We start from the raw sequence: 14,472 nt of genomic DNA, 5'->3' as shown, positions 1-14,472 counted from the left end.
GATACGGCTATGCCGTGCTGCTCCCCGACGTGTACTACCGCAGCGGCGGCTGGGCCCCGTTCGACATGGCCACCGTGTTCGGCGACGCGGGGGAACGCCAACGGCTGTTTTCGATGATCGGCAGCGTCACCCCGGACAGGACGGCCGACGACGCCGACGCCTTCTTCGCGTACCTCGCGGGCCGCCCCGAGGTGTCCGGCGACCGATTCGGCGTGTGCGGCTACTGCATGGGTGGGCGTACGTCGGTGATCGTGGCCGGCCGCCTTCCGCAGCGAGTCGCGGCCGCGGCGTCGTTCCACGGCGGGGGGCTGGTCACCGACGCGGCGGACAGCCCGCACCTGTCGGCCGACCGGATGACCGCCGCGGTGTATGTCGGCGGCGCCGAGAACGACGCGTCGTTCACCCCCGCTCACGCCGACCAGCTCGACAGGGCGCTGACGGCGGCGGGCGTCGCGCACACCATCGAGTTCTACCCGGCGGCCCATGGGTTCGCGGTCCCGGACAACCCTCCGTACGACGCCGCCTCCGACGAGCGGCACTGGGCGGCGATGACGGGCCTCTTCGACTCGGCGCTGGGGCACACGTGACGACCGCGGCGCGGTCAGGAAAGGCGTTTCGTCAGCCGGAAGGCATATCAACCAGTGCGGCCAGACGCGTTCGGTGCCGGTAGGCGGTGCCCAACGCCAGCTGGTCGCTCTTGGCCCGCTTGAGGTACAGATGGGCGGGATACTCCCACGTCATCCCGATGCCGCCGTGCAACTGAATGCACTCCTCGGCGGCGTGGACGGCGATCCCGCTGCAGTAGGCCTGCCCGATCGCCGCGGCGATGTCGGCGTCGTCGTCGCCGCGGGCGCAGGTGTCCGCCGCGTAGCGGGCCGCGGCCGCGGCGGATCCGACCTCGAACCACAGGTCGGCGAGCCGGTGCTTGATGGCCTGGTAGGAGCCGATCGCGCGGCCGAACTGCTTGCGCTGCTTGGCATAGGCCAGCGTGGTGTCGAAGCACCATTGCGCCACCCCGAGTTGTTCGGAGGCCAGCAGCGCCGCGGCCGTCCGCAGAGCCTCGCCGACGGCACCGTCCGCCGGCCCGATCGGTGTCGAGGCAGCGCCCGAAAAATGCACGTCCGCAAGCGGTCGGGTCATGTCCAGTGCGACCAGCGGCGACACCTCGACGCCGGACGCATCGCGTGCGACGGTGTGCAGTTCCAGTCCTTCGCGGCCCGCGACCGGCACCACGAGCACGTCGGCGTCCCCGGCCCCGGCGACGCTGCTGACCGATCCGGTCAGCCCGTCGGCGCCCGCGCTGACTCCCGTGACCACATCGCCCGGCGCGGTGGACAGCGGCACCGCCAGCGCCGCGGTGAGCTCGCCCCGGGCCAGCGCGGGCACGGTGTCGGTGTCGCCGGCGCGCAGCAGTGCGACCGTGGCCAGGACCGCGCTGGACAGATAGGGCACCGGCGCAACGGCCCGGCCGATCTCTTCCATGACGACAGCGGCCTCGCGGGCGCTCGCGCCGGCGCCACCGAGGGACTCGGGCACCAGCAGGCCGGCCACCCCCAGATCGGCGGCCAGCGTCCGCCAGAGCGCCGCGAAGTCCGGGGAGTCGGGATCGTAGGCGCGGGCCACCGACTCAGGTGGGCAGCGGTCGGCGAACAGCTGGCGGACGCTGTCGCGCAGAGCTTCCTCGGTGTCGGAGTACAGCAGATCGCCGATGCTCATCGGGGGATGTCCTTCCAGGCGACGTCCTTGTCGACGCGGTGTTCGCCGGGCAGGCCCAGGATCCGCTCGGCGACGGTGTTGCGCAGGATCTCCGACGTGCCGCCCTCGATGGAGTTGCCGCGGGCCCGCAGGTAGCGGTAGCCGGGCTCGCGCCCGAAGAGGTCGACGACTTCGGTTCTGCGCATGGTCCAGTCGTCGTAGCGCAGCCCGGACTCGGTGTGCAGTTCGATGTCGAAGCCCGAGATGGCCTGGGCGAGGCGGGCGAACGCGATCTTCATGCCGGCGCCCTCGGGTCCGGGCTGACCGGCCTGGGCCTGTTGTCCCAGCCGCTCACCGGACAGCCGGAGCACTTCTGCGTCGACCCACAGCCGCATCAGCTCGTCGTGCATGGCCGGGTTGCGCAGCTCCGGCTCGTCGCGCCAGGCCGCGGTGACCTTGCCGATGATCCCACCCTCCCGCGGAACGCCGGGGCGCGAACCGATCGCGACCCGTTCGTTGTTGAGCGTGGTCGTCGCAACCTTCCAGCCCCCGCCCTCCGGGCCGAGCCGGTTGGCGTCGGGCACCCGGACGTCGGTGAGGAACACCTCGTTGAACTCCGCCTCACCGGTGATCTGGCGCAGTGGACGGACCTCGACACCGGGCTGGGTCATGTCGCACAGGAAGTACGTCAGGCCGGCGTGTTTGGGCACCGTCGGGTCGGTGCGGGCGACCAGGATGGCCATCTGCGCGTGCTGGGCCATCGACGTCCACACCTTCTGCCCGTTGACGATCCACTCGTCACCGTCGCGAACCGCCCGGGTGGCCACCCCGGCGAGGTCCGACCCGGCGCCGGGCTCGCTGAACAGCTGGCAGTAGACCTGTTCCCCGGTGAACAACGGCCGCAGGAACTTTCGCTTCTGCTCGTCGGTACCGAACGCGGCGATGGTCGGCGCCGCCATGCCCATCCCGATGAAGTTCTTCGGGGTCCCCCCGACCGGCGCACCGGCGGCGGCCAGTCGGGCGTCGACTAGTTGCTGGGCACTGCGCGGCAGGCCGAGCCCGCCCAAGCCTTCCGGCAGGTGCACCCACGCCAGGCCCGCGTCGTACTGCGCGCCGAGGAATTCCCGCGGCGCGGTGGTCGCCGGGTCGTGGCCGTCGAGCAGTGCCTGTACGCGCGCGTCCAGGTCGGCGGTGTTCACTGGCCGCCGCCCGGGTGAGCCCGGAAACCTGCGGCATTGCCGAGCAACTGACCGCCGTCGATGACCATCACCTCGCCGGTGATCCAGCTCGCGGCGTCGGAGACCAGGAACGCGACCGCTTGGGCCACGTCGACCGGTTCGCCGATCCGGCCCAGGGCCGTCGACGACGCCAACGGGTCCTCGTTGTCCTTCCACAGCGCCTCGGCCAACCGGGTGCGCACCACGCCGGGGCAGATCGCGTTGACCCGGACGCGCGGCGAAAGTTCCAGTGCCAGTTGCTTGGTGACGTGGATCAGCGCCGCCTTGGTGGCGTTGTACATTCCCATGCCCGGCGACTGGTGCAGGCCGCCGATGGAGGCGGTGTTGACGACGGCGCCGCCGTGCTCACCCATCCAGGACTTCACGGCCAGCGACGTCCACAGCAGCGGGGCCCACAGGTTGACGTCGAAGATCTTGGCGAAGCGGGCGTGATCCTGGTCGATCAACGGGCCGAATGCCGGGTTGGTCCCTGCGTTGTTGACCAGGATGTCGACGCTGCCGAAGCGTTCCATGGCCAGGTCCACGCAGCGCCGCGCGGCGTCCTCGTCGACCGCGTGGGCGCCGACGCCCAGCGCCCGCTGCCCCACCTGTGCCGCGGCTTCGTCGGCCGCCTCCTGCTTGCGTGCGGTGAGCACGACGTTGGCGCCCGCTTCGGCCAGTTGTTGGGCGATGGCCAAACCGATTCCCCGGGACGCCCCGGTGATGATCGCGGTGCGGCCGCTCAGATCCAGGGAGCTCATTTCGACGTGACTTCAGCCGGCCGCCGCATCACGGCGGGTTTTGTCCAGGTGTGGATGTGGTAACCAATGCGCATGTTAGCGAAATTAGCCCTCATGAAACCGCTGCTGGCGTCCGGGGCGGTCGCGGTCGCCATTGTCGCCGCCCCTACGGCAGCGGCCGGCGATGTGGCGGCCACCTCGGCGACGGTAACCGCGAGCTCGACGCCCACCGCATTCAAGGACAGTCCGGGCGGCGGAGGATGCGACTCCGACGGCGACTGCGGCTGGGGCGGCCAGAACGGCGGTCCCGGCGGCGGTCCGGGCGGCCACGGGTGCATACCAGGCGTGGGCTGCGGCTCCGGAGGCCAGTTCGCGGGCCCGGGCGGCATCCCGGGTGGTGACGGGTGCCTGCCGGGTGTCGGGTGCGGTTCGGGCCACGCCTGATCCGCGCGCACCTCAGCCTTTCGCCAGGCCTTTCACAAGACTGGTGATCCAGGCCCGGGAGTCCGCAGGATCGATCACGTCGTCCAGCTCGAAGGTGGTGGCCGCCCGCAGCGCCTTGCCGTGCTGGTAGGCCGCCTCGACCAGACGGTCGAACAATGTCTGCCGTTCGTCGGGGTCGGCCTCATCGAGCTCCTTGCGGAAGCCAAGGCGCACAGCACCTTCCAGGCCCATTCCACCGATCTCCCCGGTGGGCCAGGCGACGGTGAACTGCGGCGCACGAAACGAACCGCCGGCCATCGCCATGGCGCCCAGGCCGTAACCCTTGCGCAGGATGATCATTCCGACCGGCACCGTCAACCGCGCGCCGACGACAAACATCCGGCCGAACCGCCGGACGGTGGCCTCCTTCTCCGCCTCCGGCCCCACCATGAACCCCGGGGTGTCGCAGAGCGAGATCACCGGCAACCGGAACGACTCGCACAGGACCAGGAAGTCGCCGACCTTGTCGGCGGCCTGCGCGTCGATCGCCCCGCCCAGGTGGTGGGTGCTGTTGGCGATCAGCCCGTAGGGGACTCCCTCGACGCGGACCAGGGCGGTGACAACCCCGACACCGTGGTCGGGCCGCAGTTCGAGGACCGAGCCCACGTCGACGATCGACTCGATCGCACGGCGAATGTCATAGGCGCGCAGCCGGTTCTGCGGCACCACCTGCCGGGCCGCCCGCGGGTCCGGCGCCTCCCAGCACCGCACCGCGCCCTGGAAGTAGGACAGGTAGCGCTTGGCCAGCTCCACCGCGTGCGCCTCGTCGCGGGCAACCAGGTCCACCACGCCGTTGTGCCGCTGCACCTCGATCGGGCCGACCGCCTCCGGCGGGTACACGCCCAGCCCGCCGCCCTCGATCATCGCCGGCCCGCCCATCCCGATGTTGGCATCGGGGGTCGCGATGATCACGTCGCACACCCCGGCCAGCGCAGCGTTGCCGGCGAAACAGCGACCCGACACGATCGAGACCAGCGGCACCCGGCCGCGCAGGCCGGCCAGCATCCGGAAGGTGGGCACGTCGAGCCCGGCGGCGCCGCCCACGTCGGTGTCCCCCGGTCGCCCGCCGCCGCCCTCGGCGAACAGCACCACGGGAACGCGTTTGCGCGTCGCCAGGTCGAAGACCCGGTCGGTCTTGGCGTGGTTGCGCATGCCCTGGGTTCCGGCCAGCACGGTGTAGTCGTAGGACACCACGACGGCCTCGGCGGCCGCCTGCCCGAATTCGTCGGCGCCGATGGTGGCCAGCCCGGCGACCAGGCCGTCCGCCGCGGTGTTGGCGATCAAGTCCTCCTCGGAGCGCCGGCTGCGCTGCGCGGCGACGGCCAGCGCGCCGTACTCGACGAAGCTACCGGCGTCGACCAGGTCGGCGATGTTCTCGCGGGCCGTGCGGCGGCCGCGCGCGTGCCGCTTGGCGACCGCGGCCTCCCGACCCTCGTCCAGGGTGAGCAGATGCCGGTGCCGCACCTCGTCGAGGTCGGCCCGTCGACTGTCGAGATCGACTGCCGAAGAAACTGATTCGTTGTCAGAGCGGCGCCCGGTGCGGGTGAACACCAGCAGCGGGTCACCGGTTCCGACGACCTGCCCGGGGGCCACCAGCACCCGGACGGTGCGCAGCGCGCCGGGTGCGCTGAGCACGTGCTGCATCTTCATCGCCTCCAGGACGACCAGCTGGTCACCGGTCCCGAACTCGGCGCCCTCGGGCGGCACCTCGACGACGGTCCCGGCCAGCTGGGCGCGCAGCGGCTCTTCACCCGGGTACAACTCGACCTCCGCGGCACGCACGTCGCCCTCCCGCGACAGCGCCGCGGCCGCGAGCGCGGGGAGCCTGTCGTCGAGGAAGTCCGTGGTCACCCAGCCGGACGCAATCTCTTCCTGCTCCAACAGTTCTCGCAGAAAGCCGAGGTTCGTGCGGATTCCCTCGATGCCGAACTCGCCCAGGGCGGTCCGCGCCTTGCGCACCGCGGCCGGAAAGGACGTTCCACGCACATGGGCGACCACCTTGGCCAGCAGCGAGTCGTAATGGGGGGCGGCCACCAGCCCCGGTCGGCCGTAGGTGTCGACACGCACGCCCGGCCCGCTGGGCGGTGTGAACGCCGACAGGGTGCCCGCCGCGGGCACGACGGAGCCGTCGGACGCGAAGGTCTCCATGTTGACCCTGGCCTGGATCGCGATGCCCCGGCGCGCCGCCGGCTCGCCGATGATTTCGACGCCGTCGGAGGCAATTCCGGCCGGAAGCCCGAGCTCGTAGAACGACGCGCCACCGGCGATGGCCAGCTGAACGGCGACCAGGTCCACTCCCGTCGTCTCCTCGGTCACCGTGTGCTCCACCTGAATCCGCGGATTGACCTCCAGGAAGAAGAACTGCGTACCGGAGAGCAGGAATTCGACGGTGGCCAGCCCTTGCAGGCCGGCCCGGGCGCACAACCGGGCGGCTGCCTGATGCAGAGTGCGACGCAGGGCGTCGGGCAGTCCCTGGGCGGGGGCGATCTCGATCAGCTTCTGGTGGCGCCGTTGCAGGCTGCAGTCACGGTCGCCCAGCGCGAGCGCGTGCGTCTGGTGACCGGCCGGCGCGGCGACGACCTGCACCTCCACGTGCCGTGCCGCATCGAGCACGGCCTCGGCGAACAGCGCCGGGTCACCGAAGCCGCGCTGCGCCTCGGCGGCGCACTGCCGGTAGGCGGCCCCGATCTGGTCGGCGCCGGTGACTTTCCGCATTCCGCGGCCGCCCCCGCCGGCCAGCGCCTTGATCATGACGGCGCCGCCGTGCGCCGCGAAGAAGGCTGCGATGTCGGCGGCGCTGCTCGGCCCCTCGGTGGCCGGCAGCACCGGCACCCCTGCGGCGACGGCGGCGGCACGGGCCGACGACTTGTTGCCCACCAGCTCGAGCACGGTGGCGTCGGGACCCACGAATCTCCGCCCGGCCGCCACGCATGCGCGTGCGAATTCGGCGTTCTCGCTGAGAAACCCGTACCCGGGATGGACGAGTCCGGCGCCGGACCGGTCGGCCGCCGCGAGGATGGCGTGCTGGTCGAGATAGGCCGCCGGCCCGGCACCGGGAAGACCGATCGCCTCGTCGGCCGCATGCACATGCGGGGCGGCGGCGTCGTCCTCGGCGTACACCGCGACCGTCGTCATACCCAGTTCCGTTGCGGTGCGAACGATCCGGAGCGCGATCTCGCCGCGGTTGGCGATCAGCAGAGTCGCGCTCACCGCCACGGTTCGCCCCACCGCACCTGCTCGCGCAGCCTGCCCTTGAGCAGCTTGCCGCCGGCGTTGCGCGGCAACGCGCTGTCCACCACGGTCACGTACTGGGGGACCTCGTAGTCCGCGAGCCGGTCGCGGCAATGGTCGATCACGGCGGCCACGTCGACGGTGTCACCGCCACCGAACAGCACGGCACCCACCTTCTCCCCCATCACCTCGTCGGGAACCGCCAGCACGCAGGCGTCAGCGACGCCGGGCGCGGACAGCAGCACGGCCTCCACCTCGATGCTGGACACGTTCTCCCCGCCCCGGTTGATGATGTCCTTGAGCCGGTCCACGATGTGCACCCGGCCGGCGTCGTCGACGCGCACCACGTCTCCGGTGTGCAGCCAGCCGTCCACGATCGTCGAGGAGGTGGCCTCCGGCCGGTTCCAGTAGGAGCCGGTCACGTTGGCCCCGCGCGCCACCAACTCGCCCGTCGTCGGGTCGTCGCCGACGGCGAGCACCCCGAGGTCCACCGAGGGCACCGCGTACCCGACCGAGTCGGCGTGCTCGACGGCGTCGACGTCGGGCAGCACGGTCATCAGCGAGGCCGTCTCGGTCATGCCGTAGCCGTTGAACACCGTGGCATGCGGGAACGCGTTCTGCACCGACTGCACCAGCGACGGGGCGATCGGCGCGCCGCCGTAGCCCACCCACCGAACCCGAGAAACGTCGGCAGTGCCGAAGTTGGCTTGCCGCAACAACAACGAGTAGATGGCGGGCACCGTGACCAGGAAGGATATCCGCTCAGCGGGCAGGGCGGCCAGGAAGCCGCCGAGGTCGAGGGCGGGCATGATCACCGCCGCCCCACCGACCCGGGCGGCCATCAAAAGCTGCGAATTGCAACCGGTCACATGGAACAGCGGCACCGAGATGAGGGTGCGCAGCGCCTCGCCCAGCTCGGGCGGTTGGCCGAGACCTCGCAGCATGTTCTCGGTGTTGGTCAGGAAGGCCTCGTGCGTGGTGGGCACACCCTTGGGGTGACCGGTGGTACCCGAGGTGTAGAACAGGGCGGCGGTGTCGGTGTGCCGCAACTGATGCGTCACATACGCTTCGCCGTCAGGCAGCGGCGTCTGCGGCGCCAGCTCCATCCGGGCCCCGGAGTCGGCCAGCACGAACGCGACTTCGGGTGGTGCCGAGCGCGTATTGACCGGCACCGCAATGCCGCCGGCCATCACGGTGCCCCAGAAGGCCAGCACCCAGTCGATCCCGGCGGGGTAGCGCAGAGCGACCCGGTCGCCCGGTTGCAGACCGTCGGCATGCAGCCCGCCGGCGACCCGCGCGGCACGGCGCCACAGCTGCCGGTAGGTCAGGCGCTCGCCGCCCAGTTCCACCACCGCCTCGCTGTTGGGCCGGTTGTCGACCTGCTCGGCGAGCATGTCGAGCAGCGTGGCGGGCAGGCGGTCGTAGCGCGGGATGCCGTCTGCGCCGCGCGAGACGCCCGTTGTCGCAAACGGGTTGTGAATTCGGGGAATCTCGGTCACTGCAGGCATGCCCGCTCCTTAATGTCCGCCGGGACTGTCGCGATAGTCCTGTCGTGATAGTCCTGTCGTGATAGTCCTGTCGTGATAGTCCTGTCGCGATAGTCCTACCGTGCTAGCCCTATCGTGATAGCGGTGACGATCGAGGATCCCGCCATCATGCCCGAGGCGTTCTTCACTGTCGACGGCGACTCCTATCTGCCGGGCGCGCTGACACGCGGGCCGTGGGGCGCCGCCATGGGCGGTCAGATCGTCGGCGGCCTGCTGGGCTGGGGCATCGAGCGGGCCGGTATCGATCCGGACCTGCAGCCCGCCCGCTTCACCGTCGACCTGTTGCGCCCGGTTCTGCTGGAGCCGGTGCGGATCGAAGTCGCGGTGCAGCGGGAGGGCCGGCGCATCCGGCTCGTCGACGCCGCGCTGGTGCAGGGCGGCAGGCAGGTGGCGCGCGCCAGTGCGCTGTTCCTGCGGCGGGGCGAGCATCCCGAGGGACAGGTCTGGTCCGCCCCGGTGCGGATGCCGCCGCTTCCGACCGGTTCCGACGGCCTTGCACCGGGAATGCCGTTCCACATCTGGCGCTACGGCGCCACCGCGGCGGGCAGTCCCGGCCTCGCCGCCGGCGAGTGGGAGCAGTCGCACTCGCAGAAGTTCGCGTGGGCCAGGCTGATTCGCCCGATCGTGCACGGGCACCCGCTCACGCCCTTCAGCCGCCTGGCGTTCGCCGGTGACTTCACCAGCTCGCTGACCCACTGGGGCACCGACGGATTGCGCTACATCAACGCCGACTACACCGTCACCGCGAGCCGGCTGCCCGACGGCGAGTACGTCGGCCTGGCCGCACACACCCATTTCGGCGCGGCCGGCGTGGCCACCGGAAGCGCGACGCTGTTCGACCGGCACGGTCCCCTCGGGACGAGTTCGGCGCTGGCCCTGGCCCAGCCTGCCGACGCGTTCCGGCCGGCACATTCCTGGCCGGCTCATTCCTGACCGGGTCAGTCCTGGCCGGCTCAGTCCTGGCCGGCTCAGTCCTGGCCGGCTCAGTCCTGGCCGGCTCAGTCCATCAGCTGAGCGGCGACCGTCGCCCCGAGATTCCAGCACGCTTCCAGGTCATCTCTACTCGGCTTGCCCGAAACCACTACGTTCTCAACCGCTTTCACCCAGCCCAGCCCGGTGGTGATGGCGTCGACGCCGCGCTCGGCGCCCTCGGTGCCCTCGTTTCCGTGTACGTACAGTCCGAACGGTCGCCCGCTGGTGGCGTCAAGGCAGGGGTAATAGCACACGTCGAACGCGTGCTTGAGGGCACCGCTCATGTAGCCCAGATTGGCCGGGGTGCCCAGCAGGTAGCCGTCCGCGCGCAGCATGTCGGCCGGGGAGAGGGTCAGGGCGGCGCGACGGATAACCTCAACACCCTCGATCTCAGGGTCGGTCGCACCGGCCACCACCGCCTCGAACATCTCCTGGCAATGCGGCGACGGCGTGTGGTGCACGATCAGCAGCGTCCTGCTCACGAGTGGCCCTGCAGTGCTCTGTGCATCTGGACGGCCGTCCTCATGGCGTCCCGCGCCCGCCGGCGATCCCCCGCGTAGTCGTAGGCCCGGGCCAGCCGGTACCACCGTCGCCAGTCGTCGGGGGCGGTTTGGACCTCGGTGCGCACGGAGACGAACAGCGCGTCGGCCGCGTTCCGCTCGATCCGGCCCGACGCGCGTCGCGGCAGCCCGCGGGTGTCGAGTTCCATGCCGTCCTCGTCGATCAGGCGGGCCAGTCTCTGGTGGGCGAATCCGGCGCGCAGCGTGGCCGCCATCGCCCACAGCCCGATGAGCGGCATGATCAGCAGCGCCGCGCCCAGACCGGCCGCCGCGGCCCGGCCGGAGCCGATCAGCGCGACGGCCTCGCGGCCCAGCAGCACGAAGTACACCAGCATGGCCACGCACAGGAACGCGATGAGCACCTGGATGCGCAGTGCCCGCGCGGCGGCCTTCATTGCAGGTCGAGCAGGGGCTCGAGGCCCACCGTGAGGCCGGCGTGTTCCGGGATGCGCCGCACCGCCAGCAACACCCCCGGCACGAACGACGTCCGGTCCAGGCTGTCGTGACGGATGGTCAGCGTCTCGCCCGTGGTGCCGAACAGCACCTCCTGGTGGGCGACCAGGCCGGCCAGCCGCACCGAGTGCACCGGGATGCCGTCGACGTCGGCGCCGCGCGCCCCGGGCAGGCCGGTGCTGGTGGCATCGGGATTGGGCGGCAAGCCTTTTCGCGCCTCGGCGATCAGCTTGGCGGTGCGGGCCGCGGTGCCCGACGGGGCGTCGGCCTTGTGCGGGTGATGCAGCTCGATGACCTCGGCCGACTCGAAGAACCGCGCCGCCTGCTTGGCGAACTGCATCGACAGCACCGCGCCGATCGCGAAGTTGGGCGCGATGAGCACGTTCGTGGCGGTCCCGGCCAGCCACGACTCGACCTGTCGCAGGCGCTCGGCGGTGAAGCCGGTGGTACCGACGACGGCGTGAATCCCGTTGCCGATGAGGAACTCCAGGTTGCCCATCACCACGTCGGGGTGGGTGAAGTCGATGACCACCTCGGTGCGCCCGTCGGTCAGCAGGCTCAGCGGGTCGCCGGCGTCCACCTCCGCGGACAGCGTCAGGTCCTCGGCCGCCTGCACGGCCCCGACCATCGTCGACCCGACTTTCCCCTTGGCCCCCAGCACGCCTACCCGCATGGCTTCCCAGCCTAGACCGGCGGTCCGAGGGGCTTTGTCCACAGTCCGGTGTTCATCCACAGGCGCCCGATCGGCCCGGCGCGCACGGGGCCGGGCGCGCATATCATTCGAATATGCATTCGATCGAGGTTCCGCCGGAGCTGGCCGCCGCTCTCGACGGCCTCGACGCTGCCCTGGCCGCGCTCGGTGCGCTGCACTTCGACGCCTACAGCCCCGCGGCCCGGTTGCGCGCGCTGGAGCGGATGGAGACCGCGCGCCGGCGGCAGGTGGCGCTGGGTCACGACGTGATCGCGGGGCTGGCCAAGGAGGATCCCGCCGACGTCGGCGGCCCGGTGCACAAAGTGGTCGCCGACTGGCTGCGGATCAGCTGCGCCGAGGCCGCACGCCGGCTCCGCGACGCCCAACAACTCTCCCCGCGCGTGACGCTCACCGGCCAGGAGTTGCCACCGGAACTGCCGGCCACCGCGCAGGCCTGGCGCAACGGCATGCTCGACGCGCAGCACCTGCGGGTGATCCAGAGCTTCGTCCGCGACCTGCCGCAGGACGTGCCGGTCGACACGGTGGACAAGGCCGAGCGGTTCCTGGCTCGCCATGCGACACAGTTGCGGCCCGACCAACTGGAGAAGGTGGCGCACCGGTGCGCGCTGCGGATCAATCCCGACGGGAAGTTCTCCGACGCCGACCGCGCCCGGCAACGCGGCTTCGCATGGTGCGGCCAGCGGCCCGACGGGATGAGCATCGGCAAGCTGGTCGCCTCGCCGGACCTGCGCGCCCACCTCGACGCGTGGCTGGCCAAGTTCGCCGCCCCGGGGATGTGCAACCCCGACGACGAGTCTCCCTGCGTCAACGGCGAACCCAGCGAGGAATCCGCCGGCCGGGACCGGCGTAGCCACGCCCAGCGCCAGCACGACGCGCTGGCCGCCCTGGTTCGCGGCAAGCTCGGCGATCCGAAACTCGGCGTACACAAGGGCCTACCGGTCGCGGTGGTCGTGTCGACCACCCTGCAGGAGTTGAGCGCGGGCGCGGGCCGGGCGGTGACGGGCGGCGGGACCATGCTGCCGATGCGTGACCTGATCCGCATGGCCGCCCACGCCTATCACTACCTGGCGGTGTTCGATGAGCACTCGGACCGCCCGCTGTATCTGGGTCGGACCCGGCGGATCGCGTCAGCCGACCAGCGCGTCGTCCTCTACGCCAAGGATCGCGGCTGCACCCATCCGGGCTGCGACGTGCCCGGCTACTGGTGCGAGATCCACCATGTCGACGAGTGGTCCGCCGGCGGCCCGACCGATGCCGACAAGCTCACCTTCGCCTGCAAGCCCAACCACAAGCTGACCGACAATGGTTGGCGGACAGGGAAACTTCCGAACGGCCGCACCGAGTGGATCCCGCCGCCGCAGCTGGACCGCGGTGCACGCACCAACGACTACCACCATCCGGAACGCCTCTTCGAGGATTCCTTCGACGACGAAGCGCCCTGATATGCGCCTACCTCTTGAAGCGCCCGGCGAAGCCCCGCAGCGGCAGGTCCGCGCTGGTGATGAGACCCGGCCGCGCCGCCACCACAGACGTGATCGACGCCAGCGCGGGCATGCCGGTCACGGTCATGCCGATGGAGGCGAAGTTGTCCGGATCAGACAGGTCCGTACCAGGCCGCGGGAAAATCATGTGCTTGTTGTAGACGCAGGGGTCGCCCTTGATCTGGGTGATGTAGCAGCCCTTGATGTCCCAGTTCGGGTCAGTGTGCGGGGTCATCTGCCATTCCAGGTGCGTCTCGACCCGGGGCACGCCGCCGACCATGCCCTGATACTTGATGTAGTTGCCGCCCAGCGATCCCTTGGGCAGCGTATACCAGCCCAGGTCGACGTCCTTGGTGCACGCGCCCAGCTCGTAGCTGAACTTCACCTCGTCCAGCGGCAGGTCGAAGCAGTCGGCCATCATCAACACGCTGTCGGCGAACACCCGGGTGTACTTCTCCAGCTTCGCCGGAATCTCCGGATCGTCCACCGGCAGGCCATAGCCCACCTCGATCCAGGTGTCCTTGGAGTGGTGACACGAGACGTCGACGGACTCGATCGTGGTGACGTTCTCGATCTCTGCCACATCGGCCGAGCAAACCACGCCCAGAATCTGATTCAGGCCCGGGTTCATCCCGGTGCCGTAGAACGTCGCACCACCGTTCGCGCAGGCCTCCGCCAAAAGCTGGGTCACCGGCCTGCCCGACGGGTGCGGATGGTTCCTGTCGCGGTGCCACCCGGTGATCCAGTCCGCTGTGGTCACGACGTTGATCCCCGCTTCGAGCACCCTGACGTAGAGGTCTTCGTCCGGGAAAACGCCATGGAACGTCAGCACGTCGGGTCGGGCGGCGATGATCTCCTCGATGCTGCCGGTCGCCTTCACCCCGACGGGCCCGATGCCGGCCAGCTCACCGACGTCCCGGCCGACCTTGTCCGGCGAATAGCAGTGTACGCCAATCAGTTCCAGGTCCGGCTGGTGTTGCAGCCGCTTGATCATCTCCTTGCCGACGTTGCCGGTGGCCACCTGGAACACGCGGACCGGTCGAGCGGGTGCATTCATTCGGCGTCAGCCTTCCTGGTAGAACTGCTTGGCCCACGTTCGGATGGCCGTGAAGCCCTCGTACTCGTCGGTGGCCAGCGCCGGCGGATCCGAATAGCGCTGGTGCTGCCAGATCTGGATGTCCTGGGTGAACTGACGGATCACCTCCTGCCCGAATTCGCACGCCTTCCGCTCGGCTCGCGCCGGATCCTTGCCCGCGCCGGCCCCCGGGCGGCCGATATAGACCATGAACCGGACATCGGAGGTGAACTCGTCGACGGGGGTGATCGCCGAGATCGTCCGGTTGTCGACCATCCCCCAGCTCTTGGTCACCGCGATTCCCAA

At 70.5% G+C, this 14,472-nt stretch carries 13 protein-coding genes and 1 pseudogene; 4 read left to right on the top strand and 10 right to left on the bottom strand.

Going from position 1 to position 14,472, the window contains the following annotated elements:
* On the top strand, positions 1-587 hold a 587-nt coding region (locus AC2VOK_RS16840), incomplete at its 5' end, for a dienelactone hydrolase family protein (protein WP_428901501.1).
* Positions 588-618: 31 nt separating this feature from the next.
* Here AC2VOK_RS16840 and AC2VOK_RS16835 read toward each other — a convergent pair.
* The 3 genes from AC2VOK_RS16835 to AC2VOK_RS16825 are packed head-to-tail and all read right to left on the bottom strand — an operon-like array spanning position 619 to position 3,673.
* A complete protein-coding gene (locus tag AC2VOK_RS16835) occupies positions 619-1,716 on the bottom strand; it encodes an acyl-CoA dehydrogenase family protein (RefSeq protein ID WP_428901500.1) in 1,098 nt (365 codons plus the stop codon).
* Positions 1,713-2,894: an acyl-CoA dehydrogenase family protein gene (locus AC2VOK_RS16830; protein ID WP_428901499.1), complete on the bottom strand. Its 1,182-nt coding sequence runs from the start codon at positions 2,892-2,894 to the stop codon at positions 1,713-1,715. Before AC2VOK_RS16830 ends, AC2VOK_RS16835 begins: the two co-directional genes overlap by 4 nt.
* The gene (locus tag AC2VOK_RS16825) at positions 2,891-3,673 is read right to left on the bottom strand and encodes an SDR family oxidoreductase (RefSeq protein WP_428901498.1); all 783 of its coding nucleotides are present in this window, start codon (positions 3,671-3,673) and stop codon (positions 2,891-2,893) included. Before AC2VOK_RS16825 ends, AC2VOK_RS16830 begins: the two co-directional genes overlap by 4 nt.
* Before the next feature lie 93 nt (positions 3,674-3,766).
* Between AC2VOK_RS16825 and AC2VOK_RS16820 the strand changes: the two genes are divergently transcribed.
* A complete protein-coding gene (locus tag AC2VOK_RS16820) occupies positions 3,767-4,096 on the top strand; it encodes a PE-PGRS family protein (RefSeq protein ID WP_428901497.1) in 330 nt (109 codons plus the stop codon).
* A gap of 12 nt (positions 4,097-4,108) precedes the next feature.
* On the opposite strand, the gene AC2VOK_RS16815 is transcribed toward AC2VOK_RS16820, so the two are convergent.
* Together AC2VOK_RS16815 and AC2VOK_RS16810 are read right to left on the bottom strand one after the other, a co-directional pair.
* Complete coding sequence (locus AC2VOK_RS16815) at positions 4,109-7,345, bottom strand: acetyl-CoA carboxylase family protein (RefSeq protein WP_428901503.1); 3,237 nt, start codon at positions 7,343-7,345, stop codon at positions 4,109-4,111.
* The gene (locus AC2VOK_RS16810; RefSeq protein WP_428901496.1) at positions 7,342-8,874 is read right to left on the bottom strand and encodes a class I adenylate-forming enzyme family protein; all 1,533 of its coding nucleotides are present in this window, start codon (positions 8,872-8,874) and stop codon (positions 7,342-7,344) included. The genes AC2VOK_RS16815 and AC2VOK_RS16810 overlap by 4 nt, the downstream gene beginning before the upstream one ends.
* 123 nt (positions 8,875-8,997) lie before the next feature.
* Between AC2VOK_RS16810 and AC2VOK_RS16805 the strand changes: the two genes are divergently transcribed.
* Positions 8,998-9,846, top strand: a complete 849-nt coding sequence (locus tag AC2VOK_RS16805) for a thioesterase family protein (RefSeq protein ID WP_428901495.1) — start codon at positions 8,998-9,000, stop codon at positions 9,844-9,846.
* Positions 9,847-9,911: 65 nt separating this feature from the next.
* Here the strand turns inward: AC2VOK_RS16805 and AC2VOK_RS16800 are convergent, their stop codons facing one another.
* From AC2VOK_RS16800 to dapB, 3 genes are read right to left on the bottom strand one after another with little or no spacing between them, the layout of a single operon-like run.
* Positions 9,912-10,313 carry a flavodoxin family protein gene (locus AC2VOK_RS16800; RefSeq protein ID WP_428901502.1) on the bottom strand — a complete coding sequence of 134 codons (402 nt, stop codon included), beginning with the start codon at positions 10,311-10,313 and terminating at the stop codon, positions 9,912-9,914.
* 50 nt (positions 10,314-10,363) lie between these two features.
* Complete coding sequence (locus tag AC2VOK_RS16795; RefSeq protein WP_428901494.1) at positions 10,364-10,840, bottom strand: hypothetical protein; 477 nt, start codon at positions 10,838-10,840, stop codon at positions 10,364-10,366.
* The gene (dapB, locus tag AC2VOK_RS16790; protein WP_428901493.1) at positions 10,837-11,571 is read right to left on the bottom strand and encodes a 4-hydroxy-tetrahydrodipicolinate reductase; all 735 of its coding nucleotides are present in this window, start codon (positions 11,569-11,571) and stop codon (positions 10,837-10,839) included. The genes AC2VOK_RS16795 and dapB overlap by 4 nt, the downstream gene beginning before the upstream one ends.
* A 113-nt stretch (positions 11,572-11,684) precedes the next feature.
* On the opposite strand from dapB, the gene AC2VOK_RS16785 reads away from it, so the two are divergent.
* The gene (locus tag AC2VOK_RS16785; protein ID WP_428901492.1) at positions 11,685-13,052 is read left to right on the top strand and encodes an HNH endonuclease signature motif containing protein; all 1,368 of its coding nucleotides are present in this window, start codon (positions 11,685-11,687) and stop codon (positions 13,050-13,052) included.
* A gap of 7 nt (positions 13,053-13,059) precedes the next feature.
* Here AC2VOK_RS16785 and AC2VOK_RS16780 read toward each other — a convergent pair whose 3' ends face one another.
* A complete protein-coding gene (locus AC2VOK_RS16780) occupies positions 13,060-14,148 on the bottom strand; it encodes an NAD(P)H-dependent amine dehydrogenase family protein (protein ID WP_428901491.1) in 1,089 nt (362 codons plus the stop codon).
* Positions 14,149-14,154: 6 nt separating this feature from the next.
* Positions 14,155-14,472 (bottom strand): annotated as a pseudogene (locus AC2VOK_RS16775) (Rieske 2Fe-2S domain-containing protein); the annotation flags it as partial.

The sequence above is a fragment of the Mycobacterium sp. TH-M116 genome, assembly GCF_057473685.1.
Note: the sequence above shows the minus strand (reverse complement) of the source record. Positions and strands in the feature narration are given on the sequence as shown.

What these genes read in the sequence shown, in the direction of transcription:
- AC2VOK_RS16820 (WP_428901497.1), top strand. Translation starts at nt 3,767, where the DNA reads ATGAAACCGCTGCTGGCGTCCGGGGCGGTCGCGGTCGCCATTGTCGCC.
- AC2VOK_RS16810 (WP_428901496.1), bottom strand. Translation starts at nt 8,874, where the DNA reads ATGCCTGCAGTGACCGAGATTCCCCGAATTCACAACCCGTTTGCGACA.
- AC2VOK_RS16785 (WP_428901492.1), top strand. Translation starts at nt 11,685, where the DNA reads ATGCATTCGATCGAGGTTCCGCCGGAGCTGGCCGCCGCTCTCGACGGC.
- AC2VOK_RS16795 (WP_428901494.1), bottom strand. Translation starts at nt 10,840, where the DNA reads ATGAAGGCCGCCGCGCGGGCACTGCGCATCCAGGTGCTCATCGCGTTC.
- AC2VOK_RS16800 (WP_428901502.1), bottom strand. Translation starts at nt 10,313, where the DNA reads ATGTTCGAGGCGGTGGTGGCCGGTGCGACCGACCCTGAGATCGAGGGT.
- AC2VOK_RS16825 (WP_428901498.1), bottom strand. Translation starts at nt 3,673, where the DNA reads ATGAGCTCCCTGGATCTGAGCGGCCGCACCGCGATCATCACCGGGGCG.
- dapB (WP_428901493.1), bottom strand. Translation starts at nt 11,571, where the DNA reads ATGCGGGTAGGCGTGCTGGGGGCCAAGGGGAAAGTCGGGTCGACGATG.
- AC2VOK_RS16835 (WP_428901500.1), bottom strand. Translation starts at nt 1,716, where the DNA reads ATGAGCATCGGCGATCTGCTGTACTCCGACACCGAGGAAGCTCTGCGC.
- AC2VOK_RS16780 (WP_428901491.1), bottom strand. Translation starts at nt 14,148, where the DNA reads ATGAATGCACCCGCTCGACCGGTCCGCGTGTTCCAGGTGGCCACCGGC.